The organism is Hydrogenophaga sp. ZJX-1 (assembly GCF_048590325.1).
Taxonomy (GTDB): Bacteria; Pseudomonadota; Gammaproteobacteria; order Burkholderiales; family Burkholderiaceae_C; genus Hydrogenophaga.
The window spans coordinates 41,355-64,121 of sequence record NZ_JBMBRA010000012.1 but is presented as its reverse complement, the minus strand read 5'-3'; the positions used below and the strand labels follow the sequence as shown (position 1 = coordinate 64,121).

Sequence of the window (22,767 nt, the reverse complement as noted above, 5' to 3'; positions counted from 1 at the left end):
TGAAAAATGGCAAAAGAGAAATTTGAGCGGACCAAGCCGCACGTCAACGTCGGCACGATCGGTCACGTTGACCACGGCAAGACCACCCTGACCGCGGCCATCACCACCGTGCTGGCGGCCAAGTTCGGTGGCGCCGCCAAGGCCTACGACCAGATCGACGCAGCGCCTGAAGAAAAGGCCCGCGGCATCACCATCAACACCGCCCACGTGGAATACGAAACGGCCAACCGCCATTACGCCCACGTTGACTGCCCCGGCCACGCCGACTACGTCAAGAACATGATCACCGGTGCCGCCCAGATGGATGGCGCCGTGCTGGTGTGCTCCGCCGCTGACGGCCCGATGCCCCAGACCCGCGAGCACATCCTGCTGGCCCGCCAGGTGGGCGTGCCTTACATCATCGTGTTCCTGAACAAGTGCGACATGGTCGACGACGCCGAACTGCTCGAACTCGTCGAAATGGAAGTGCGCGAGCTCCTGGATAAGTACGACTTCCCCGGCGACGCCACCCCCATCATCCACGGCTCGGCCAAGCTCGCCCTCGAAGGCGACAAGGGCCCCCTGGGTGAAGAAGCCATCATGAAGCTGGCCGACGCCCTGGACACCTACATTCCCACGCCCGAGCGCGCTGTGGACGGTGCCTTCCTGATGCCCGTGGAAGATGTGTTCTCCATCTCCGGCCGCGGCACCGTCGTGACCGGTCGTATCGAGCGCGGCATCGTCAAGGTCGGCGAAGAAATCGAAATTGTCGGTATCAGCGACACCCAGAAGACCACCTGCACCGGCGTGGAAATGTTCCGCAAGCTGCTGGACCAGGGTCAGGCTGGCGACAACGTCGGTATCCTGCTGCGCGGCACCAAGCGCGAAGACGTGCAGCGCGGCCAGGTGCTGTGCAAGCCCGGCTCCATCAAGCCCCACACCCACTTCACGGGTGAGGTGTACGTGCTGTCCAAGGATGAAGGTGGCCGTCACACGCCGTTCTTCAACAACTACCGTCCGCAGTTCTACTTCCGCACCACCGACGTGACCGGCTCGATCGAGCTGCCCGAAGGCAAGGAAATGGTCATGCCAGGCGACAACGTGTCGATCACGGTCAAGCTGATTGCCCCGATCGCCATGGAAGAAGGTCTGCGTTTCGCCATTCGCGAAGGTGGCCGTACCGTCGGCGCCGGTGTGGTTGCCAAGATCATCGCGTAAGTTCAACGCCCGCTAGGGCACAGCCAGTAGGGGTATAGCTCAATTGGCAGAGCGTCGGTCTCCAAAACCGAAGGTTGTAGGTTCGATTCCTACTGCCCCTGCCACAAAACAGGCAAGCATCGGAACCTGAATCCGCTCTGTTTTCGTGGTTTACAAGCCCGCCGAAGTCGTCAAGACCTCTGGTGGGCTTGCGTGTCTCAAGCCTCGGGCTTCGATGTCGCGCGTTTTTGTTACGAATCGTCTGGAACCCCATGGCCTCTTCCGAAGTTCAAACCGTCAACACCAGCGCCGACAAGGCCAAGCTGGCGGTCGCTGTTGTGCTGCTGCTGGGGGCGTTCGTTGCGTTTTATCTGCTGTCGGGCCGGGGTGCGCTCGCGCAATGGGGCGCGTTGATCGCTTGCCTGGTGGCCGCCGTGGTGGTGTTTGGTGTGTCCGAGTCCGGCAAGCGGCTTGTGGCCTTTGGGCGTGATTCCTGGCGTGAAGCCAAAAAGGTGGTCTGGCCGGCGCGCAAGGAAGCGATCCAGATGACGGCTTATGTGTTTGCCTTCGTGTTTGTGATGGCGCTCTTTCTGTGGCTGACCGACAAGACCCTGGAATGGTTGTTCTACGACCTGATCCTGGGCTGGAGAAAATAATGACCGACCAACACAGTCCTGTGACGGATGGCGTGGCCGCTGAGGGCATGCGCTGGTACGTGGTGCACGCCTATTCCGGCATGGAAAAGGCGGCCGAGCGCAACATCATTGAGCGCATCAACCGCGAGGGCATGCAGGACAAGTTCGGCCGCATCCTGGTGCCCACCGAAGAAGTGGTGGAGGTCAAGAACGGTCAGAAGCGCACCACCGAGCGCAAGTTTTTCCCCGGCTACGTGTTGGTGGAAATGGTGATGGACGACGAAACCTGGCACCTGGTGAAGCACACCAACAAGGTGACCGGTTTCGTGGGTGGTGCCAAAAACCGCCCGGCCCCGATTTCCGAGGAAGACGTCCAGAAGATCGTCAACCAGATGCAGGAAGGCACCGACAAGCCGCGCCACAAGGTGGAATTTGTTGTGGGCGAATATGTGCGCGTCAAGGAAGGCCCGTTCACGGACTTCAACGGCACGGTCGAAGAAGTCAACTACGAGAAGAACAAGATGCGCGTGTCGGTGACCATTTTCGGTCGCGCCACGCCGGTTGAACTCGAATTCAGCCAGGTCGAAAAGACCTGAGGTTTCCGTGACGCTGGTGGGTCGGCCCGACGCCAGCGCCATTTGTCTTTTCCGGGTCCCCCACCGCGAGGAGGTTGTCTTGATGGCAGCCGTCTGCACTCGCAGGAGCTAAAAAATGGCGAAAAAAATCGTCGGCTTCATCAAGCTGCAAGTGCCAGCTGGTAAAGCCAACCCATCCCCACCGATCGGCCCGGCCCTGGGCCAGCGCGGCCTCAACATCATGGAGTTCTGCAAGGCGTTCAACGCCCAGACCCAGGGTCTTGAGCCCGGCATGCCGATCCCGGTGACCATCACCGCGTTTGCGGACAAGAGCTTCACCTTCAAGATGGGTACGCCCCCGGCGACCTACATGATCAAGAAGGCCATCAAGCTCGACAAGGGTTCTCCGGTGCCCAACAAGCAAAAGGTCGGCAAGATCACGCGCGCTCAGCTCGAAGAGATCGTGAAGACCAAGATGAAAGACATGACCGCCGCCGATGTGGACGCCGCTGTGCGCACGATCGCCGGTTCGGCCCGCTCGATGGGCGTGATTGTGGAGGGTGTGTAAATGTCCAAGCTGACCAAAAAGCAAAAAGCTTTCGCCGGCAAAGTGGATGCCAACAAGCTCTACGCGCTGACCGACGCCCTGGCCATCATCAAAGAATGTGCCAACGCCAAGTTTGACGAATCCATCGACGTGGCGATCCAGCTCGGCGTGGACGCCAAGAAATCCGACCAGGTGGTGCGTGGCGCCGTCGTGATGCCCAACGGCACCGGCAAGACCAAGCGCGTGGCCGTGTTCGCCCAGGGTGCCAAGGCCGAAGAAGCCAAGGCCGCTGGTGCCGACATCGTCGGCATGGACGACCTGGCTGCTGAAGTCAAGGCCGGCAAGATGGACTTCGACGTCGTCATTGCTTCGCCCGACGCCATGCGTGTGGTCGGTACCCTGGGTCAGATCCTGGGCCCGCGCGGCCTGATGCCCAACCCCAAGGTGGGTACCGTGACGCCTGACGTGGCGCAAGCGGTGCGCAACGCCAAGGCGGGCCAGGTGCAGTTCCGTGTTGACAAGGCCGGCATCGTGCACGGCACGATCGGTCGCCGTTCGTTCGAAGCCGACAAGCTCCAGGGCAACCTGGTGGCCCTGCTCGACGCGCTGACCAAGGCCAAGCCTGCTACCAGCAAGGGTGTTTACCTGCGCAAAGTGGCCGTTTCTTCGACCATGGGTGTGGGCGTTCGCGTCGACATGCAGTCCATCGCGGCCTGATCGCGAAAAGAATTCGGGCCACTCCGGTGGCCCGGGTGTGGTGGGTCCGGGGTTTGACAGTACCGTCAGTCCACGGGGCCATCCAAGACCGTTGGTGTCGGGGAGTGTTCGTTAGAGCGCCGACCGACTTAATTGTGATAAGCCAACGCAGATGGCGATCCCGCTGCAGATGGAATGAGTTCCTGAAACAGTTGGTCGCTGCAATGAGGCGTGCCGGAGGCTTTTGGGCCGAGGGCACATTTAAGGAGTAGACCTTGAGTCTGAATCGCAGTGAGAAAGAAGCGGTCATTTCCGAAGTGACCAGCCTCGCCGCTAAAGCTCAAACGCTCGTGATGGCGGAATACCGTGGCATCACGGTCGCGAACATGGACAAATTGCGTGTCACAGCCCGCAACAGCGGTGTGAGCCTGAGCGTGTTGAAAAACACCCTGGCCCGCCGTGCGGTGGCTGGCAGCAGTTTTGAAGTGGTCGCCGACCAGATGACCGGTCCGCTGATCTATGGCTTCTCCGAAGACGCCGTGGCCGCCGCGAAAGTGGTGGCCGAATTCGCGAAAACCAACGACAAGTTGGTGATTCGCGCTGGCGTCTACGGTGGCAAAGTCCTGGACATCGAGGGCGTCAAGCAGCTCGCCAGCATCCCTTCCAAGGAAGTGCTGTTGGCTCAGCTGTGTGGCTTGCTGATGTCGCCTATTTCGCGTACGGCCGTTGTGCTGGGCGCGTTGGCGGCGAAAAAAGGCGAAGGCGCTGCCGCTCCGGCAGAAGCAGCTGCAGAACCCGCAGCTGAACCCGCCGCACCGGCAGAAGACGCTGCCGCCGCCTGAGCGCGCGGCAGATTCGTTTAACCAATTGTTAGGAAATCAAAATGGCATTCGATAAAGACGCATTTTTGACCGCGCTGGACAGCATGACGGTCATGGAACTCAACGACCTGGTGAAAGCCATCGAAGAGAAGTTTGGTGTGAGCGCTGCCGCCATGGCCGCTCCTGCCGCTGGTGGTGGCGGTGCCGCTGCTGCTGCTGAAGAGAAGACCGAATTCAACGTTGTGCTGCTCGAAGCCGGCGCCAACAAGGTCTCCGTCATCAAGGCCGTGCGCGAAATCACCGGTCTGGGCCTGAAAGAAGCCAAGGACCTGGTCGACGGCGCTCCGAAGAACGTGAAAGAAGCTGTTGCCAAGGCCGACGCCGAAGCCGCAGTGAAGAAGCTGGTGGATGCCGGCGCCAAGGCCGAGTTGAAGTAATTCGCTCGCCAGGCCAGGGCTGGAGTGCTCGAAAGAGCCTCCAGCCTTTGGTGCTTTCTGAGCCGCCAGTGCCAATGGGCTGGCGCAGTGGGTTCGCCCACTGTCAACGCCCATGGCATTGGCGCAGTGTTTTAAATAGACACTGATAAGCAGACTCGCCAGAGTCTGCTTATCAGTGTTTTCTGACCCCGACTGCAGAAAACGACTTGGTTCGGGCCCGTGTGCAATGCACGGGCCGTCCGCCAATGGTTGGTAGAGGCCAGCCACCAAGCAAGTCACCAGGAGTCCATCCCTGGTAGGCAGACAGTCGCCGCAGACCTCAAGCCCGGAGATCTCATGGCCACAGCATCGAATTATTCATACACCGAACGCAAACGCATCCGAAAGAGTTTTGGCACCCGCGAAACCGTCATCGCGATCCCTTACCTCTTGCAGATGCAAAAGGACGCGTACACCGCGTTCCTGCAAGCCGATTCGGCTCCCAAAAAGCGCACCAACGAGGGCCTGCAGGCAGCGTTCGAAGCGGCATTCCCCATCGTCTCGCACAACGGCTTTGTCGAGATGAAGTTCGTCGAATACAACCTGGCCAAGCCGGCGTTTGACGTGCGCGAATGCCAGACCCGTGGTCTGACGTTTGCTTCGGCTGTGCGCGCCCGCGTGCAGCTCATCATCTATGACCGCGAGTCCTCGACCAGCCAGTCCAAGGTGATCAAGGAAGTCAAGGAGCAAGAGGTTTACATGGGCGAAGTGCCCCTGATGACCGACAAGGGTTCCTTCATCATCAACGGCACCGAGCGTGTCATCGTGTCGCAGCTGCACCGCTCACCCGGTGTGTTCTTCGAACACGACAAGGGCAAGACCCACAGCTCGGGCAAGCTGCTGTTCTCGGCCCGCATCATTCCTTATCGCGGTTCGTGGCTCGACTTCGAGTTCGATCCGAAAGACGTGCTGTTCTTCCGCGTCGACCGCCGCCGCAAGATGCCGGTCACCATCCTGCTCAAGGCCATCGGTCTGACGCCGGAAACCATCCTGGCCAACTTCTTCGTCAACGACCACTTCCGCCTGATGGACAGCGGCGCCCAGATGGCCTTCGTGCCCGAGCGCCTGCGTGGCGAGGTGGCCCGTTTCGACATCACCGACAAGTCGGGCAAGGTCGTGGTCGCCAAGGACAAGCGCATCACCGTGCGCCATACCCGTGAGATGGAACAGTCCGGCACCACGCACATCAGCGTGCCCGAAGACTTCATGATCGGCCGCGTGGTCGCGCGCAACATCGTTGACGCCGACACCGGCGAGATCATCGCCAAGGCCAACGACGAGTTGACCGAAGTGCTGCTGAAGAAACTGCGCACCTCGGGCGTGCAGGACCTGCAGTGCCTCTACACCAACGAACTCGACCAGGGCGCCTACATTTCGCAGACCCTGCGCAGCGACGAAACCGCTGACGAGTTCGCCGCCCGTGTCGCCATCTACCGCATGATGCGCCCCGGCGAACCGCCAACCGAAGACGCGGTGCAGGCCCTGTTCCACCGCCTGTTCTACAACCCGGACACGTACGACCTGTCGCGCGTGGGCCGCATGAAGTTCAACGCCCGCGTGGGCCGCGACGAATCCACCGGCGCCATGGTGCTGTCCAACGAAGACATCCTGGCCGTGGTCAAGATCCTCGTGGACCTGCGCAACGGCCGTGGTGAAGTCGATGACATCGACCACCTGGGCAACCGCCGCGTGCGCTGCGTCGGCGAACTCGCCGAGAACCAGTACCGCACCGGTCTGGCGCGCATCGAAAAAGCCGTGAAAGAGCGTCTGGGCCAGGCAGAGCAAGAGCCGTTGATGCCGCACGACCTGATCAACTCCAAGCCGATTTCGGCCGCCCTGAAGGAGTTTTTCGGTGCGTCCCAGCTGTCGCAGTTCATGGACCAGACCAACCCGCTGGCCGAGATCACCCACAAGCGCCGCGTGTCGGCCCTTGGCCCGGGTGGTCTGACCCGCGAACGTGCCGGCTTCGAAGTGCGCGACGTGCACGTGACCCACTACGGTCGCGTCTGCCCGATCGAAACGCCTGAAGGTCCGAACATCGGTCTGATCAACTCGCTGGCCCTGTACGCCCGTCTGAACGAATACGGTTTCATCGAAACCCCGTACCGTCGCGTGATCGATGGCCAGGTGACGAACCAGATCGACTACCTGTCGGCCATCGAAGAAGGCAAGTACGTCATCGCCCAGGCCAATGCCATGCTGGACGCCGAAGGCCGTCTGACCGGTGACCTGATCTCTGCGCGTGAAAAGGGTGAATCCATCCTGACCACGGCCGACACCATCCAGTACATGGACGTGTCGCCCGCGCAGATCGTGTCCGTGGCCGCTTCGCTGGTGCCCTTCCTGGAGCACGATGACGCGAACCGCGCGCTGATGGGCGCCAACATGTCGCGCCAGGCCGTGCCCGTGCTGCGCCCCGAAAAGCCGCTGGTCGGCACCGGCATCGAGCGCGTCGCCGCGATCGACTCCGGCACCGTGGTCACCGCCAAGCGCGGCGGTGTGGTCGACTACGTGGACGCGACCCGCATCGTGATCCGCGTGAACGACGCCGAAGCCGTGGCCGGTGAAGTCGGTGTGGACATCTACAACCTGATCAAGTACCAGCGTTCCAACCAGAACACCAACATCCACCAGCGTCCCATCGTCAAGAAGGGCGATCAGCTGGGCAAGGGTGACGTGATCGCCGATGGCGCTTCGACCGACCTGGGTGAAATCTCGATCGGCCAGAACATGCTGATCGCCTTCATGCCCTGGAACGGCTACAACTTCGAAGACTCGATCCTGATCTCCGAGCGCGTGGTCGCCGAAGACCGCTACACCTCGATCCACATCGAGGAACTGGTGGTCATGGCGCGCGACACCAAGCTGGGTGCGGAAGAAATCACCCGCGACATCCCCAACCTGGCCGAGCAGCAGCTCAACCGCCTGGACGACTCCGGCATCATCTACGTCGGCGCCGAAGTGCTGCCCGGCGACGTGCTGGTCGGCAAGGTCACGCCCAAGGGCGAGACCACGCTGACGCCTGAAGAAAAACTGCTGCGCGCCATCTTTGGCGAGAAGGCCAGCGATGTGAAGGACACCTCGCTGCGCGTGGACCAGGGCTCACAAGGCACCGTGATCGACGTGCAGGTCTTCACCCGCGAAGGCATCACGCGCGACAAGCGCGCCCAGCAGATCATCGACGACGAACTCAAGCGCTTCCGCCTGGACCTGAACGACCAGCTGCGCATCGTGGAAGCCGACGCCTTCGACCGTATCGAGAAGCTGCTGACCGGCAAGATCGCCAACGGTGGCCCGAAGAAGCTGTCCAAGGGCACGACCATCGACAAGGCCTACCTGGCCGACGTCGAGAAGTACCACTGGTTTGACATCCGCCCGGCCGACGACGAAGTCGCCGCCCAGCTGGAGTCGATCAAGAACTCCATGGAGCAGACGCGCCACAGCTTCGACCTCGCGTTTGAAGAAAAGCGCAAGAAGCTCACGCAAGGCGACGAGCTGCCGGCTGGCGTGCTGAAGATGGTCAAGGTCTACCTGGCCGTCAAGCGCCGCCTGCAGCCGGGTGACAAGATGGCCGGCCGCCACGGCAACAAGGGTGTCGTTTCCAAGATCGTTCCGGTCGAAGACATGCCTTACATGGCCGACGGCACGCCCGCCGACATCGTGCTGAATCCGCTCGGCGTGCCTTCGCGCATGAACGTGGGTCAGGTGCTGGAAGTCCACCTGGGCTGGGCCGGCAAGGGCATCGGTCAGCGCATCGGCGACATGCTGCAACAGGAAGCCAAGGCTTCTGAAATGCGCACGTTCCTGGAAACGGTCTACAACCACACCGGCAAGAAGGAAACTCTGTCCGACCTCAGCGACGCTGACGTGATGGAAATGGCCGAGAACCTGCAGAACGGTGTGCCGTTTGCGACTCCGGTGTTCGATGGTGCATCGGAAGACGAAATCCGCGCCATGCTGAAGCTGGCGTACCCGGACGACATCGCCGCCAAGAAGGGCCTGACCGAAACCCGCACCCAGGCGCAGCTGTACGACGGTCGCACCGGTGACGCTTTCGAGCGCAAGACCACCGTGGGTTACATGCACTTCCTGAAGCTGCACCACCTGGTTGACGACAAGATGCACGCCCGTTCCACCGGCCCGTACTCCCTGGTCACGCAGCAGCCGCTGGGCGGCAAGGCGCAGTTCGGTGGTCAGCGTTTCGGCGAGATGGAAGTGTGGGCGCTGGAAGCCTATGGCGCTTCCTACATCCTGCAGGAAATGCTCACCGTCAAGTCCGACGACGTGCAGGGCCGCACCAAGGTGTACGAAAGCATCGTCAAGGGCGAGCACTCGATCGAAGCGGGCATGCCCGAGTCGTTCAACGTGCTGGTCAAGGAAATTCGCTCGCTCGGTATCGACATCGAGTTGGAACGCTCCTAATTCGCCGGCAAGACAAGGATTGAACCCATGAAATCATTACTCGACCTGTTCAAGCAGTTCACGCCCGACGAGCATTTCGATGCCATCCGCATCGGCCTGGCTTCGCCGGAAAAAATCCGCTCGTGGTCTTTCGGCGAAGTCAAAAAGCCCGAAACCATCAACTACCGCACGTTCAAGCCCGAGCGCGACGGCCTGTTCTGCGCCAAGATTTTTGGTCCCATCAAGGACTACGAATGCCTGTGCGGCAAGTACAAGCGCCTCAAGCACCGCGGCGTGATCTGCGAGAAGTGCGGCGTTGAAGTCACGCAGACCAAGGTGCGCCGCGAGCGCATGGGTCACATCGATCTGGCCGCGCCCTGCGCCCACATCTGGTTCCTGAAGTCGCTGCCTTCGCGTCTGGGCCTGATCCTGGACATGACGCTGCGTGACATCGAACGCGTGCTGTACTTTGAAGCCTATGTGATCGTCGATCCGGGCATGACCCCGCTGAAGAAATTCGCGATCATGAGCGAAGACGACTTTGACGCCAAGCGCAAGGAATTCGGCGACGAATTCATCGCCAAGATGGGCGCCGAAGGCATCAAGGAACTGCTGCAGGCGATCGACCTCGACATCGAGATCGAGAAGCTGCGCAACGACCTGACCGGCTCCGAGCTCAAGATCAAGAAGAACGCCAAGCGCCTCAAGGTGCTGGAAGCCTTCAAGAAATCGGGCATCAAGCCCGAGTGGATGGTGCTCGACGTGCTGCCCGTGCTGCCGCCGGACCTGCGTCCGCTGGTGCCCCTGGATGGTGGCCGCTTCGCGACCTCCGACCTGAACGACCTGTACCGCCGCGTCATCAACCGCAACAGCCGCCTGCGCCGTCTGCTGGAACTCAAGGCCCCTGAGATCATTGCGCGCAACGAAAAGCGCATGCTGCAGGAAGCCGTGGACTCGCTGCTGGACAACGGCCGCCGTGGCAAGGCCATGACGGGCGCCAACAAGCGCGCCCTGAAGTCGCTGGCTGACATGATCAAAGGCAAGAGCGGTCGTTTCCGTCAGAACTTGCTGGGCAAGCGCGTTGACTACTCGGGCCGTTCGGTCATCGTGGTCGGACCGACGCTCAAGCTGCACCAGTGCGGCCTGCCCAAGCTGATGGCCCTGGAGCTGTTCAAGCCCTTCATCTTCTCGCGCCTGGAAGCCATGGGCATCGCGACCACCATCAAGGCCGCGAAGAAGGAAGTGGAAGCCGGCACGCCGGTGGTGTGGGACATCCTGGAAGAGGTGATCAAAGAGCACCCGGTGATGCTGAACCGCGCACCGACGCTGCACCGCCTGGGCATCCAGGCCTTCGAACCCATCCTGATCGAAGGCAAGGCGATCCAGCTGCACCCCCTCGTTTGCGCGGCCTTCAACGCCGACTTCGACGGTGACCAGATGGCCGTTCACGTGCCACTGTCGGTGGAAGCGCAGATCGAAGCCCGCACCCTGATGCTGGCCTCGAACAACATCCTGTTCCCGGCCAACGGCGAGCCCTCCATCGTGCCGTCGCAAGACGTGGTGCTGGGTCTGTACTACGCGACCCGCGAGCGCATCAACGGCAAGGGCGAAGGCATGATCTTCGCCGACCTGCTGGAGCTGCAGCGCGCGCTGGACAACGGCGCAGTCGAAATCACCGCCAAGATCAGCGTGCGTCTGCAGCAGTACACGCTGGACAAGGCGACGGGCGAATTCACGCCCTTCGTGTCCCTGGTGGACACGACGGTTGGCCGTGCGCTGCTGTCCGAGATCCTGCCCAAGGGCCTGCCTTTCGAAGTGCTGAACAAGCCGCTGAAGAAGAAGGAAATCTCCAAGCTGATCAACGTGTCCTTCCGCAAGTGCGGTCTGAAGGAAACGGTGGTCTTCGCCGACAAGCTGCTGCAGAACGGTTTCCGCCTGGCGACCCGTGCCGGCATCTCGATCGCCGTGGACGACATGCTGGTGCCGAAGGAAAAGCCGGCCATCATCGAGCGCTCGGAAAAAGAGGTGAAGGAAATCGCCCAGCAATACGCTTCGGGTCTGGTGACCGCGGGCGAGCGCTACAACAAGGTGGTGGACATCTGGGGCAAGGCCGGTGACGAGATCTCCAAGGTGATGATGGCCCAGCTGGCCAAGCAGAAGACCACCGACCGCCACGGCAAGGAAGTGGACCAGGAGTCCTTCAACTCCATCTACATGATGGCCGACTCGGGTGCCCGCGGTTCCGCGGCCCAGATCCGCCAGCTGGCCGGCATGCGTGGCCTGATGGCCAAGCCCGATGGCTCCATCATCGAGACCCCCATCACGGCGAACTTCCGTGAAGGTCTGAACGTGTTGCAGTACTTCATCTCCACCCACGGCGCCCGAAAGGGTCTGGCCGACACGGCGCTGAAGACCGCGAACTCGGGTTACCTGACCCGACGTCTGGTGGACGTGACGCAGGATCTGGTGGTCAACAGCCAGGACTGCGGCACGAGCAACGGCACGGTGATGCGCGCCATCGTCGAAGGCGGTGAAGTGATCGAGTCGCTGCGCGACCGCATCCTGGGCCGCACCACCTGCGATGAGGTGATCCACCCGGAGACCCGCGCGGTCCTGTTGCCGGCCGGCACCCTGCTGGACGAAGACATGCTCGACGAGCTGGAAGCCGCTGGCGTGGACGAGGTGAAGGTGCGCACCGCACTGACCTGCGAGACCCGCTTCGGCATCTGCGCCAAGTGCTATGGCCGCGACCTGGGCCGTGGTGGTCTGGTGAACATCGGTGAAGCCGTCGGTGTGATCGCTGCCCAGTCCATTGGTGAACCCGGCACGCAGCTGACCATGCGTACCTTCCACATCGGTGGTGCGGCGTCGCGTGCGGCCGTGGCCTCCAGCGTGGAAGCCAAGTCCAGCGGTTCGATCGGTTTCAACGCCACCATGCGTTATGTGACCAACACCAAGGGCGAGCTGGTGGTGATCGCGCGCTCCGGCGAAATCATCATCCACGATGAAATCGGTCGTGAGCGCGAACGCCACAAGGTGCCTTACGGCGCCATCCTGGCGGTCAAGGCCGACCAGGCCATCAAGGCCGGCGCGATCCTGGCCAATTGGGACCCGCTGACCCGACCCATCATCACGGAATTCGCCGGTCAGGTGAAGTTCGAGAACGTGGAAGAAGGTCTGACGGTGGCCAAGCAGGTCAACGACGTGACCGGTCTGTCCTCGCTGGTGGTGATCGATCCGAAGCACCGCGGTTCGACCAAGGTGGTGCGTCCGCTGGTCAAGCTGCTCGACGCCCAGGGCAACGAAGTGAAGATACCCGGCACCGACCACTCGGTGACGGTGGGCTTCCAGATCGGCGCGCTGCTGGAAGTGCGCGACGGTCAGGACGTCGGCCCCGGCCACGTGCTCGCCCGCATCCCGGTCGAAGGCCAGAAGACGCGCGACATCACCGGCGGTCTGCCGCGGGTGGCCGAGCTGTTCGAAGCCCGCAGCCCGAAAGACAAGGGCATGCTGGCCGAGATGACCGGTACCGTGTCGTTCGGCAAGGAAACCAAGGGCAAGGTCCGCCTGCAGATCACCGATCCGGAAGGCAAGATCTGGGACGAACTCATCCCCAAGGAAAAGAACATCCTGGTGCACGAAGGCCAGGTGGTCAACAAGGGCGAGAGCGTGGTCGACGGCCCGGCCGATCCGCAGGACATCCTGCGCCTGCTGGGCATCGAAGAGCTGTCGCGCTACATCGTGGACGAAGTGCAGGACGTGTACCGTCTGCAGGGCGTGAAGATCAACGACAAGCACATCGAAGTGATCGTTCGCCAGATGCTGCGCCGCGTGATCGTCGACAGCGTGGGCGATTCGTCGTACATCGCTGGCGAGCAGGTCGAGCGTTCGGAGATCCTCAACACCAACGACGCGCTGCGCGCCGAGGGCAAGCTGCCCGCGGTCTACAGCAACGTGCTGCTGGGCATCACCAAGGCCTCGCTGTCCACCGACTCCTTCATCTCGGCGGCCTCCTTCCAGGAAACCACCCGCGTGCTCACCGAAGCGGCCATCATGGGCAAGCGCGACGAGCTGCGTGGCCTGAAGGAAAACGTGATCGTGGGTCGCCTGATCCCGGCCGGTACCGGCATGGCGTACCACGAAGCGCGCAAGATCAAGGAGAAGATGGACGACGAAGAGCGCCGTGCCATTGCCGAAGCCGACGCCGTGTCGCTGGCGGCCGATCAGGCCGACGCTTCGAGCACCAACGAAGCGGCTGAATAAGCCAACTCACCTGAACCCGGCATCATCGCCGGGTTCCTGAACGCCTCCGGCCATCTGGCCGGAGGCGTTTTTTTTGCCCGATGGCCAACGCCCCTGACAGCGCCGACAGGCGCTGGGGTATATTGCCTGCGCCCTGGCACCGGATCGGGGCGCTTGTTCAACAACCGGAGTTCACACACCATGTCGGCTACTTTGTGGGTTTTGCTGGCCGTTGGGCTGGCGTTGGTGTTCTGGGCCGTGGGCGCCTACAACCGCCTGGTGCGGCTGAAAAACGCCATCGCCAACGCGTTCGGCCAGATCGATGTGCAGCTGAAACGGCGCTACGACCTGATCCCCAACCTGGTTGAGGTCGCGCGCAAGTATCTGGCTCACGAGGCGCAGACCCTGGAAGCCGTGATCGCCGCGCGCAACCAGGCCCGCAGCGCCGAACAAGGCGCTGCCGCCAGCCCCCTGAACGCGGGCGCGCTGGGTGCACTCGCGGGAGCCGAGCAACTGCTCGGTGGCGCGCTCGGGCGCCTGTTCGCGGTGGCCGAGGCCTACCCCGATCTGAAGGCCGACCAGACCATGCGGGAGCTCAGTGAAGAGCTCTCCAGCACCGAAAACCGCATTGGTTTCGCGCGCCAGGCTTACAACGACCATGTGCTCGAATTCAACGATGCGGCGGCCCAGTTTCCGACGCTGATCGTGGCGCGCCTGTTCAATTTCTCCACCCAGTCGATGCTGGAATCCACCAGCAGCGAAGTCGAGCGCCAGCCCGTGAAGGTGGCGTTCTGACGTGCTGATTTTCGAATCCCAACGCGAGGCGCGGGGCCAGACGCGTCAACTGCTGCTGGTGTTCGCGCTCACCGTGTTGCTGCTGGTGCTGGCGGTCAATGCGGCTCTGGCCCTGGCCTGGGGGTTGACGTGGAGCTTCTGGTTCCCGGGCGCCGGATTCCCTCGGCACTTTTTCGCCGTCAACACCGCTGTGGTGCTGTTGTTCGTGCTGGGTGGCTGGTGGGTGGAAACCTCGCGTCTGGCCAGTGGTGGCGGCCAGCGCCTGGCCGAACAGATGGGCGCACGGCCCGCGCAGCCATCGGGCGATTTCGACGAGCGGCGCTTCTGCAACATCGTTGACGAGATGGCCATCTCATCCGGGCTGAAGCGGCCGACCGCCATGGTGGTGGCGCGCGACCAGGGCATCAATGCCTTTGCCACCGGCTGGGACGAGGACGATGCGGTTGTCGCTGTCACCCGGGGTGCGCTGGAGGTCCTGACGCGCGAAGAATTGCAGGGGCTCGTGGCCCACGAGTTCAGCCACATCCGGGAGGGCGATACGCGCCTCAACATGCGGTTGATCGGCATGGTGTTTGGTCTGGAGATGCTCTACCGCATGGGCCAGCACCTGTTTGAGCCCGATGAGCGGGGTCGGCGCATGGCCGCTGCCTTGCTGGGTCTGGCCATCATGGCCGCCGGCTGGCTGGGCTGGGTGGCCGGGCATGCGTTGCAGGCGGCGGTGTCGCGCCAGCGCGAATACCTGGCCGACGCGCGCGCCGTGCAATGGACGCGCAGCCGCGATGGCCTCGGCGGTGTGCTGCGCAAGGCCATGAGCGAGCGCCAGGCGGACTTTGAACCCCGCCAGCTCGGCTCCACAGTGCAACACATGCTGCTGGTGGGGAACGAGGTCGGTCAGGTGGCACACTGGCTCGATTCGCACCCCACGCTGGAGCAGCGCATTCGCCGGATCTATGGGCGCCCCATGGGGGCGCTGCCTCTGGAGCGCGACCGCACGCTGGATGCCACCACCCCGGGCCAGAACCCGGCGACCGGGCCTTCAGACCCTCAGGCTCCGGGCTGGACACTCATCTGACCGTGAACTTCAAGCAGGACCCTCATTGACTTCTACCCGCCCCGCAGACCGCCCGGTGCCCAGCGCGCCCACGCTGGCCACTCAGTTGCGCTGGACCGCGCACTGTGTGCTCGCGGTCGAACAGGGCCACTCGCTCAGCGAGGTGCTGCCGCAAATCGTTTCGGCGCTGCGACCGGGTGTGCAGGCGCTCACCTTCCAGACCCTGCGTCAGCTCGGCGCCGCGCGCGCGCTCGGTCGGCTGTTGGCCCAGCGTGCGCCCGCAGCACCGGTGCTGGCCTTGCTGCACAGTGCGCTGGCCGTGCTGCTGGGGGATGAAAACGGGCAGCACTACCAGCCCCACACCGTCGTGGATCAGACGGTGGAGGCGGCCAAGCAGCAGCGCAGCACCAGCATGCAGGCGGGCTTTCTCAACGCCTGCCTGCGCCGGTTTCTGCGCGAGCGAGAGGCCTTGTGCGCGCAGCTGGTGGACGATCCGGTCGCGCGCTGGAACCACCCGCTGTGGTGGGTGGAGCGGCTGCAGCACGATCATCCCGAGCACTGGGCCGCGATCCTCGAGGCCAACAACGTACCCGGCCCGATGGCGCTGCGGGTCAACCGGCGCCGCGCCGCGCGGGACGACTACCGCGCCGTGCTGGAGGCCGCCGGTCTGTCGGCCAGCCCGGTGGGCGATGACGGTCTGGTGCTGTCGGCCGCGCAGCCGGTGGAGCGCCTGCCCGGCTTTGCCCGAGGGCATGTTTCCGTGCAGGACGCAGCGGCCCAGATGGCCGCCAGCCTGCTGCTCGACGGCCGCGCCTGGAGCACCGCCGACCGCGTGCTCGACGCCTGTGCCGCGCCCGGCGGCAAAACCGCGCACCTGCTCGAACGCGCCGATCTCGACCTGCTCGCGCTGGACGTCGACGCCCGGCGCTGCACCCGCATCCACGACAACCTGAGCCGCCTGGGCCTGAGCGCCGAGGTGCAGTGCGCCGACGCCGCCAACACCGCGGGCTGGTGGGACGGGCGCCCCTTTGACGCCATCCTGCTTGACGCGCCCTGCACGGCTTCGGGCATCGTGCGTCGGCACCCCGACGTGCGCTGGCTGCGCCGTGCCAGCGACGTGGCCCAGCTCGTGGCCGTGCAGCGGCAGTTGCTGGAGCGGCTGTGGCCGCTGCTCAAGCCGGGCGGTCGCCTGCTGTATTGCACCTGCTCCGTGTTTCATGCCGAAGGATCAGAACAGGTCAATGCGTTTCTGCAGCGCCACACCGATGCCGTTCTGCTGCCCTCGCCGGGCCATTTGCTCCCTGGAACTGTCGTTGCCAATGGGGAGTTCTACGACAATGTGCCCGGTGGATACGACGGTTTTTATTACGCACGCATCGACAAGGCTGGTCCTTGATGGGGCGGTGCGCCGGGTGGTAGGGAGCCTGTCGCTGCGGTGTGTTCGTGCGCTGGTCTGGGTGTTCGCGCTCGCCTGCCTGGCAGCGCCGGCCATGGCGCGCGAGCCCGAGATCCAGTTTGTCGGCCTGCAGCGGAACACGGACGCACTGACCCTCACCGTGCGGCTGGGCTCGGTGGCCACGCCAGCGGTTGAAGATGCCCTGTTCAAAGGGGTGCCGATGTACTTCGTCTGGCAGGCCGACGTGTACCGCGACCGCTGGTACTGGACCGACAAGCGCGTGAGTTCGGTGGTTCGCACTTTCCGGCTCGCCTACCAGCCGCTGACCCGGCGCTGGCGCCTGAGTCAGGCCCACGATGGTGTGACAGGCGCCGGTGCTGCGGCACTGCAATACGCGCTGCACCAGAACTTCGAGGGCCTCGATGAGGTACTGGCGGTGGTGGGCCGCGTTTCCAACTGGGCGATTGCCGACGCCGCACGGCTGGACAACGATGTCGAGCACCGGGTCGAATGGCGCTTCAGCCTGGATCTTTCCCTGCTGCCCCGCCCGTTCCAGATCGGCATGGCGACCCAGTCTGACTGGAACATCGAGGTGGACGGCCGCCTTGACGTGCCCATGCGCGCACCGGTCGAACCGCACCCGGAAATCGCTGTTGAGGTCAAGCCCGGCGAGTCGGCGCGTTGATACGCGATTGCCTTCGGATCCTCTCCCACTTCTGTTGAACCATGAGCGACCCACACCTCCGATCCCCGGAAAAGCAGCGCACTTCGCGGCGCTGGGCGGTGGTTGTTGCACTGGTTTTCATGACCGGACTGGGCATGGTGTTGCTGTTCCTGCTCACGCTGGCAACGCGCAACCGCGTGCTCTACGAAGAGAACTTCACCTGGCTGGTCGGTATCAACGTGGCGGTGGCCTCGCTGCTGTTCCTGGCCATCGTCTGGCTGGCGGTGCGGCTGGTCAAGCGACTGCGGCGGGGCAAGTTCGGCAGCCAGTTGCTGCTCAAGCTGGCCGCCATCATCGGGCTGGTCGGGGTGTTGCCCGGGTTGCTGATCTACACGGTGTCGTACCAGTTTGTTTCGCGTTCCATCGAAAGCTGGTTCGACGTGCGGGTCGAATCCGCATTGTCGGCGGGGCTGAACCTGGGTCGCACCACGCTGGACACCCTGAGTGCCGATCTCGGCGCGAAGACCCGACTGGCCGCCGAACAGCTGGCGCGGGTACCCGACGCCTCGGCGGTGCTGGCGCTGGAGCGGCTGCGCGAAAACCTGTCGGCGAGCGATCTGGTGCTCTGGAATGCCTCCGGCCAGGCCATCGCCAGCGCTGGCGCCTCCCGCTTCGACTTTTCACCCAACCGTCCTGCCATTGCCCAGCTGCGCAGCGTGCGCGCGAACCGGGTGATGGTGCTGGTCGAGGGGCTTGAAGAGGTGGGTGAAGAGCCGCTGCAGACCGGCTTGTCGGTGGCGCAGGCGCACATCAAGGTGCTGGCCCTCGTGGAGGCCACCGGATTCGGATTCAATGAAAACCCGCGCTACCTTCAGGTCGTGGTGCCCTTGCCGCGCGCGCTGGTCGCCGATGCCCTGGCCGTTCAGGTGGCCAACCGCGAGTACCAGGAGCGCGCGCTCGGACGCCAGGGGCTGCAGCGCATGTACATCGGTACGCTAACACTGGCCCTCTTTCTGGCCATCTTCGGCGCCGTGTTGCTGGCCGTGCTGCTGGGCAACCATCTGGTGCGTCCGCTGCTCGTGCTCGCGGAAGGCATGCGCGAGGTCGCCCAGGGCAACCTTGCGCCCAAGGTGGAGCTGGCCTCGCGCGACGAGCTTGCGGGTCTGACCCGTACCTTTGCCCACATGACACAGGACCTGGCCGATGCGCGCTCGGCGGTGCAGCACAGCATGGAACAGGTGGACGCTGCCAGGGAAAATCTGCAGACCATCCTGGACAACCTCACGGCCGGGGTGGTCGTGCTCGACGAACGCGGCGGCGTGCTCAGTGTCAATCCCGGTGCGGCCCGCATTCTGCGCACCCCGCTGGGGCTGCACCTGGGGCAACCGCTGGCGGCCGTGGTCGGTCTGGAGAATTTTGCGGCGCAGGTGCTGCAGCAGTTCGAACGCTTCCTGTCCGACGACACCCCCCACGAAGGCGGCCACTGGCAACAATCGTTCGAACTCGGCGCCCACGGCGACACCGGCAACAACCAGGGCATCACCTTGATCGCACGTGGCGCACTGCTGCCCAACAACGAGCGCTTGCTGGTGTTCGACGACGTGTCGGAAATGGTGTCCGCCCAGCGCGCCCGGGCCTGGGGGGAGGTGGCCCGGCGCCTGGCGCACGAGATCAAAAACCCGCTCACGCCGATCCAGCTGTCTGCCGAGCGCCTGGCCATGAAACTGCAGGGCAAGATCCAGCCGGCCGAGCAGGCCCTGCTGGACAAATCGGTCCGCACCATCGTCGATCAGGTCGACGCCATGAAGCACCTGGTCAACGAATTCCGCGACTACGCGCGGCTGCCGGCGGCACAGCTCACCCCCATCGACCTCAATGCCCTGGTGCGTGACATCCTGGTCCTGTACGACAGCTCGGCCGTGCCCGTGAGAGCCGATCTGGACAACGACTGCCCCAGCGTGATGGCCGATCCGCAGCAACTGCGGCAGATCCTGCACAACCTGGTGCAGAACGCGCAGGACGCCATGGCCGGACAGGCCGGTGCCGAAGTGCTGCTCCACACGCGGCGCTCGGGCTCGGGCCAGTGGGTGCGTCTGTCGGTGGTCGATCAGGGCCCCGGATTCGCCGAGAACATCCTGAAGCGGGCGTTCGAACCGTATGTCACGACCAAGACCAAAGGCACCGGTCTGGGCCTTGCGGTGGTCAAAAAAATCATGGAAGAGCACGGTGGGCGCGTCGATATCAGCAACCGGTTGATCGACGGCAAAGTGGTGGGCGCCCAAGTGTCGTTATCATTCGCAGTTGCAAATTGACAACACGGACAGAGGGAAACATTTCACGCTATGGCAACTATTCTGGTCGTTGACGACGAATTGGGCATTCGGGACCTGCTCTCCGAAATTCTCAACGATGAAGGCCACACGGTCGAACTGGCAGAAAACGCCGCCCAGGCCCGAGTTCTGCGTGCGCAGATGCGTCCGGATCTGGTGTTGCTGGACATCTGGATGCCCGACACCGACGGCGTGACCCTGCTGAAGGAATGGGCCAGTGGTGGCCTGCTCAACATGCCCGTGATCATGATGAGTGGGCACGCCACCATCGACACCGCCGTGGAAGCCACGCGCATCGGTGCCACCGCTTTCCTCGAAAAACCCATCACCCTGCAGAAGCTGCTCAAAGCCGTGGACATGGGGCTGAACAAACCGGTGGCCAAGGTCGGCGCTGCGTTGCCCCTGAAAAATGGCGCGCTCGCGCCCGTGATGGAGCTGACCGTGGAAGTGGCCATGACCGGTGGCAGCCAGCCCGAAGTGGTGTTTGACATCGGTCCTCAATCTTCGCAGGCCTTCAACCTGGAGGGGCCGCTGCGAGAGGCGCGCGACGAATTCGAGAAGGCCTATTTCGAATACCACCTGGCCAAGGAGTCCGGCTCCATGACGCGGGTGGCTGAAAAGACGGGTCTGGAGCGCACGCACCTCTACCGCAAACTCAAGCAGCTCGGCGTCGACCTCGCCCGCAGCAAGCGCAACGCGCTCTGATGGCGCTGGCCCGAAAGAACAGCGCCGGATTCCCTGCTATAATTCCGCTTCTGTTTGGCCCGGTAGCTCAGTTGGTAGAGCAGCGGATTGAAAATCCGCGTGTCGATGGTTCGATTCCGTCCCAGGCCACCAAAATTTGGGAAAAGATCAACGGGTTACGCTCAACGGCGTGGCCCGTTTTTCTTTGTGTGGTCAACCGTTCCAATGGATTCGGGCGCCTGGCCTCAGGCCGGTGGTCCGGCGATATCTGGACACAGTGCCCAGTCATCGTCACATGGGCGTGCCCGAAGATGCGTACCGGCAGATCATGAAAATTCGCCTGCTTCAGAACCGTATCGATCCCAGCCATGAGAATCCGCTGATCGCGGGCTTCGATGCTTTCGACTTCAGCCACAACCCCCACCCCGAATGGCGGGAGTTCCAGGTCTTTGAGCACATCGTTGCGAACGGCGTGCATCGCACCGCCGATGTTCTGGGGGCTGTTTCCAGCCGTTTCCAGGCCAAAGGCCTGCTCGACGGGAACGACGTGCGCCAGTGGATCGAAGCCAATCCCGGGTATGAGGTGTATGTCACCAACCCGTGGGCCCACATGAGTTACTGCAATTTCAGCAGCAATGACCGTTCGCCGATCATCCATGGGGATTCCGAGGTGCTGCACCGGTTCCAGGCGGTTCTGGACAAGGCCGGCGTTGGACTGGACTTTCTGACGTCGACACGGCAGCACAACGGCAACTACGGGCTTTGTAGCTACTGGTTCGGTACGCCCATGTTCTGGGAGCGCTTTCTCTCCGAGCTGGTCGCGCCGGTCATTCACCTGAGCCGCAATGAACTGGGCAGTGAGCTTCACGATTTCCTGTACCGCCCGATGCAGTACTACGGCGACGCCAGGCACAGGCCGGGCGCACTTCCGTTCTTGCTGGAACGGGCCACCAGCCTTTACATCGCCAGCGCGTTTCCGCAGTCATCGGCGTTTTACCCAAGAACACGGCAGCAGGTGCTCGATTGTTGTCTCTACCCGTTTGAACGGGACCTGATCACTCTTTTCGGCGATCAGGTGGACGCTTGGGACGCCGCGGCACACTACGAGCCAGCCGCCCGGGCCTATTTTGATCGTGCATGCCTGCATGCGAACCATGGCTGGTTGCTGTACGGAGCCCTGCACCGAATCGGCTTCGACCACGGCAATCCCCGCCCCTACCTCCCTTGGTTCACACAAGGCAGCACTCGTGCGGAAACTGCTAAAATGCCTGCTCCGGAATGGGCGGCTTAAACGGCCTTTCGCTTGTTCCTCGTTTTCGTCCCAGGCCACCAAACACCTCGCAAAAGCCCATCCTTCGAGATGGGCTTTTGACTTTCTGGGTCGTCCTTTCGGGGCGGTGTGCCCCGGACCGTTTCGGCTTTGAACCGGTCCATGGCCTCTCAGGATTCACGTTCGGCACGACCGACCCGCCGGGCTCCGGCTTTCCATCATTCAAGGACTCCCTGTGGCCATTGATACTTTTGTGCATGCGCACACCGAACTGGTCGCCCAGCTGGTGAGCCAGCTCAGCACCCGCACCCTGAACCGCTTTGCCGAAGAATCCCGCGAGGATGGGGAAAGCCTGAAAGACGCGCTCGACCGCTATGAGATCGACTACGCCTGGCATGTCCTGGGCTCGGACCGGATGCGCGACGCCACCGTGGCGGTGCTGGAGGCCAGGCTCCAGCGTTCGGCCACGGACGAGCACCGGGACTGCGTAGCGGTGGTTCTGACCTCGGCTGCCGAGAAGCTGGCACCCGATGTGCTGATGAGTTTTGACAACGATGTGCCCGAGCAGTTGGGCGGCCTGTTGCAGGCCTGGTTCGTCGGCAAGCCCGCTCTGGCGACCGGGAACGCATCCTGACCGGCGGGTTCCGACCGTTGCACAAAAAACCGGCGCGAGGCCGGTTTTTTTGTCATGGGCGTCAGCCGAGGCTCAGTTGAACGGACGGGACTTCGGCGTCTTGTCGGTCGAGGGCAGCGTGATCTGCGGTTGCTGACCCGTCAGGGTTTTGAGGAAAGCCACGATCTTGGCGTTTTCGTCTTTGTTGAACTCGCGGCCTGCAGTTGCAGGCGGCCCATCAGGTCCACGGCCTGGGTCATGGTTTCAGCGGCGCCGTCGTGGAAGCAGGGGCAGGTGAGTTCGATGTTGCGCAGCGCTGGCGCCTTGAAGTTCAGGCGGTCGGCGTCCTTGCCGGTCACGCTGGGTGCATCCACCGCGTGGCGAGCGCGGTGGGA

At 63.1% G+C, this 22,767-nt stretch carries 17 protein-coding genes, 2 tRNA genes and 1 pseudogene; 19 read left to right on the top strand and 1 reads right to left on the bottom strand.

Annotation, left to right across the window (positions count from 1 at the left end; translation table 11 throughout):
- Positions 1-6 precede the first annotated feature (6 nt).
- The 19 genes from tuf to ACN5W5_RS23575 all read left to right on the top strand — a co-directional run bounded on the left by tuf (position 7) and on the right by ACN5W5_RS23575 (position 22,393).
- Complete coding sequence (gene tuf / locus ACN5W5_RS23665) at positions 7-1,197, top strand: elongation factor Tu (protein WP_420050742.1); 1,191 nt, start codon at positions 7-9, stop codon at positions 1,195-1,197.
- A gap of 28 nt (positions 1,198-1,225) precedes the next feature.
- Positions 1,226-1,301 (top strand) — tRNA-Trp (locus tag ACN5W5_RS23660).
- 147 nt (positions 1,302-1,448) lie between these two features.
- A complete protein-coding gene (gene secE / locus ACN5W5_RS23655) occupies positions 1,449-1,832 on the top strand; it encodes a preprotein translocase subunit SecE (protein WP_177132502.1) in 384 nt (127 codons plus the stop codon).
- Positions 1,832-2,407, top strand: coding sequence for a transcription termination/antitermination protein NusG (gene nusG, locus ACN5W5_RS23650; RefSeq protein WP_177132500.1), 576 nt, complete (start codon positions 1,832-1,834; stop codon positions 2,405-2,407). The genes secE and nusG overlap by 1 nt, the downstream gene beginning before the upstream one ends.
- Before the next feature lie 115 nt (positions 2,408-2,522).
- On the top strand, positions 2,523-2,954 hold the full coding sequence (rplK, locus tag ACN5W5_RS23645) for a 50S ribosomal protein L11 (RefSeq protein WP_077333067.1): 432 nt from the start codon (positions 2,523-2,525) through the stop codon (positions 2,952-2,954).
- Positions 2,955-3,650: a 50S ribosomal protein L1 gene (rplA, locus tag ACN5W5_RS23640; RefSeq protein ID WP_177132498.1), complete on the top strand. Its 696-nt coding sequence runs from the start codon at positions 2,955-2,957 to the stop codon at positions 3,648-3,650.
- A 254-nt stretch (positions 3,651-3,904) separates the two neighbouring features.
- Complete coding sequence (gene rplJ / locus ACN5W5_RS23635; protein WP_177132497.1) at positions 3,905-4,471, top strand: 50S ribosomal protein L10; 567 nt, start codon at positions 3,905-3,907, stop codon at positions 4,469-4,471.
- A 41-nt stretch (positions 4,472-4,512) separates the two neighbouring features.
- A complete protein-coding gene (gene rplL, locus ACN5W5_RS23630; protein WP_177132494.1) occupies positions 4,513-4,887 on the top strand; it encodes a 50S ribosomal protein L7/L12 in 375 nt (124 codons plus the stop codon).
- Positions 4,888-5,223: 336 nt separating this feature from the next.
- Positions 5,224-9,348 (top strand): DNA-directed RNA polymerase subunit beta, encoded by a 4,125-nt coding sequence (gene rpoB, locus ACN5W5_RS23625; protein WP_420050854.1) that lies wholly within the window; start codon positions 5,224-5,226, stop codon positions 9,346-9,348.
- A 27-nt stretch (positions 9,349-9,375) separates the two neighbouring features.
- A complete protein-coding gene (rpoC, locus tag ACN5W5_RS23620) occupies positions 9,376-13,590 on the top strand; it encodes a DNA-directed RNA polymerase subunit beta' (protein WP_420050853.1) in 4,215 nt (1,404 codons plus the stop codon).
- A gap of 180 nt (positions 13,591-13,770) precedes the next feature.
- On the top strand, positions 13,771-14,364 hold the full coding sequence (locus tag ACN5W5_RS23615; RefSeq protein ID WP_420050852.1) for a LemA family protein: 594 nt from the start codon (positions 13,771-13,773) through the stop codon (positions 14,362-14,364).
- Position 14,365: 1 nt separating this feature from the next.
- Positions 14,366-15,436 (top strand): M48 family metalloprotease, encoded by a 1,071-nt coding sequence (locus ACN5W5_RS23610; protein ID WP_420050851.1) that lies wholly within the window; start codon positions 14,366-14,368, stop codon positions 15,434-15,436.
- Positions 15,437-15,461: 25 nt separating this feature from the next.
- Positions 15,462-16,811 (top strand): 16S rRNA (cytosine(967)-C(5))-methyltransferase RsmB, encoded by a 1,350-nt coding sequence (gene rsmB / locus ACN5W5_RS23605; RefSeq protein ID WP_420050850.1) that lies wholly within the window; start codon positions 15,462-15,464, stop codon positions 16,809-16,811.
- Positions 16,812-16,827: 16 nt separating this feature from the next.
- A complete protein-coding gene (locus tag ACN5W5_RS23600; RefSeq protein ID WP_420050849.1) occupies positions 16,828-17,496 on the top strand; it encodes a DUF4390 domain-containing protein in 669 nt (222 codons plus the stop codon).
- A 41-nt stretch (positions 17,497-17,537) separates the two neighbouring features.
- The gene (locus ACN5W5_RS23595; RefSeq protein ID WP_420050848.1) at positions 17,538-19,787 is read left to right on the top strand and encodes an ATP-binding protein; all 2,250 of its coding nucleotides are present in this window, start codon (positions 17,538-17,540) and stop codon (positions 19,785-19,787) included.
- Between the two features lie 30 nt (positions 19,788-19,817).
- On the top strand, positions 19,818-20,510 hold the full coding sequence (locus ACN5W5_RS23590; RefSeq protein ID WP_177132477.1) for a response regulator: 693 nt from the start codon (positions 19,818-19,820) through the stop codon (positions 20,508-20,510).
- Positions 20,511-20,566: 56 nt separating this feature from the next.
- Positions 20,567-20,642, top strand: a tRNA-Phe gene (locus ACN5W5_RS23585).
- Positions 20,643-20,784: 142 nt separating this feature from the next.
- Entirely contained in the window at positions 20,785-21,780 is a 996-nt protein-coding gene (locus ACN5W5_RS23580) for a hypothetical protein (protein WP_420050847.1), read from the top strand.
- A gap of 214 nt (positions 21,781-21,994) precedes the next feature.
- Positions 21,995-22,393, top strand: coding sequence for a hypothetical protein (locus ACN5W5_RS23575; protein ID WP_420050846.1), 399 nt, complete (start codon positions 21,995-21,997; stop codon positions 22,391-22,393).
- Positions 22,394-22,465: 72 nt separating this feature from the next.
- Here the strand turns inward: ACN5W5_RS23575 and ACN5W5_RS23570 are convergent.
- Positions 22,466-22,734 (bottom strand): annotated as a pseudogene (locus ACN5W5_RS23570) (cytochrome C biogenesis protein CcsA); the annotation flags it as partial.
- Positions 22,735-22,767 lie beyond the last annotated feature (33 nt).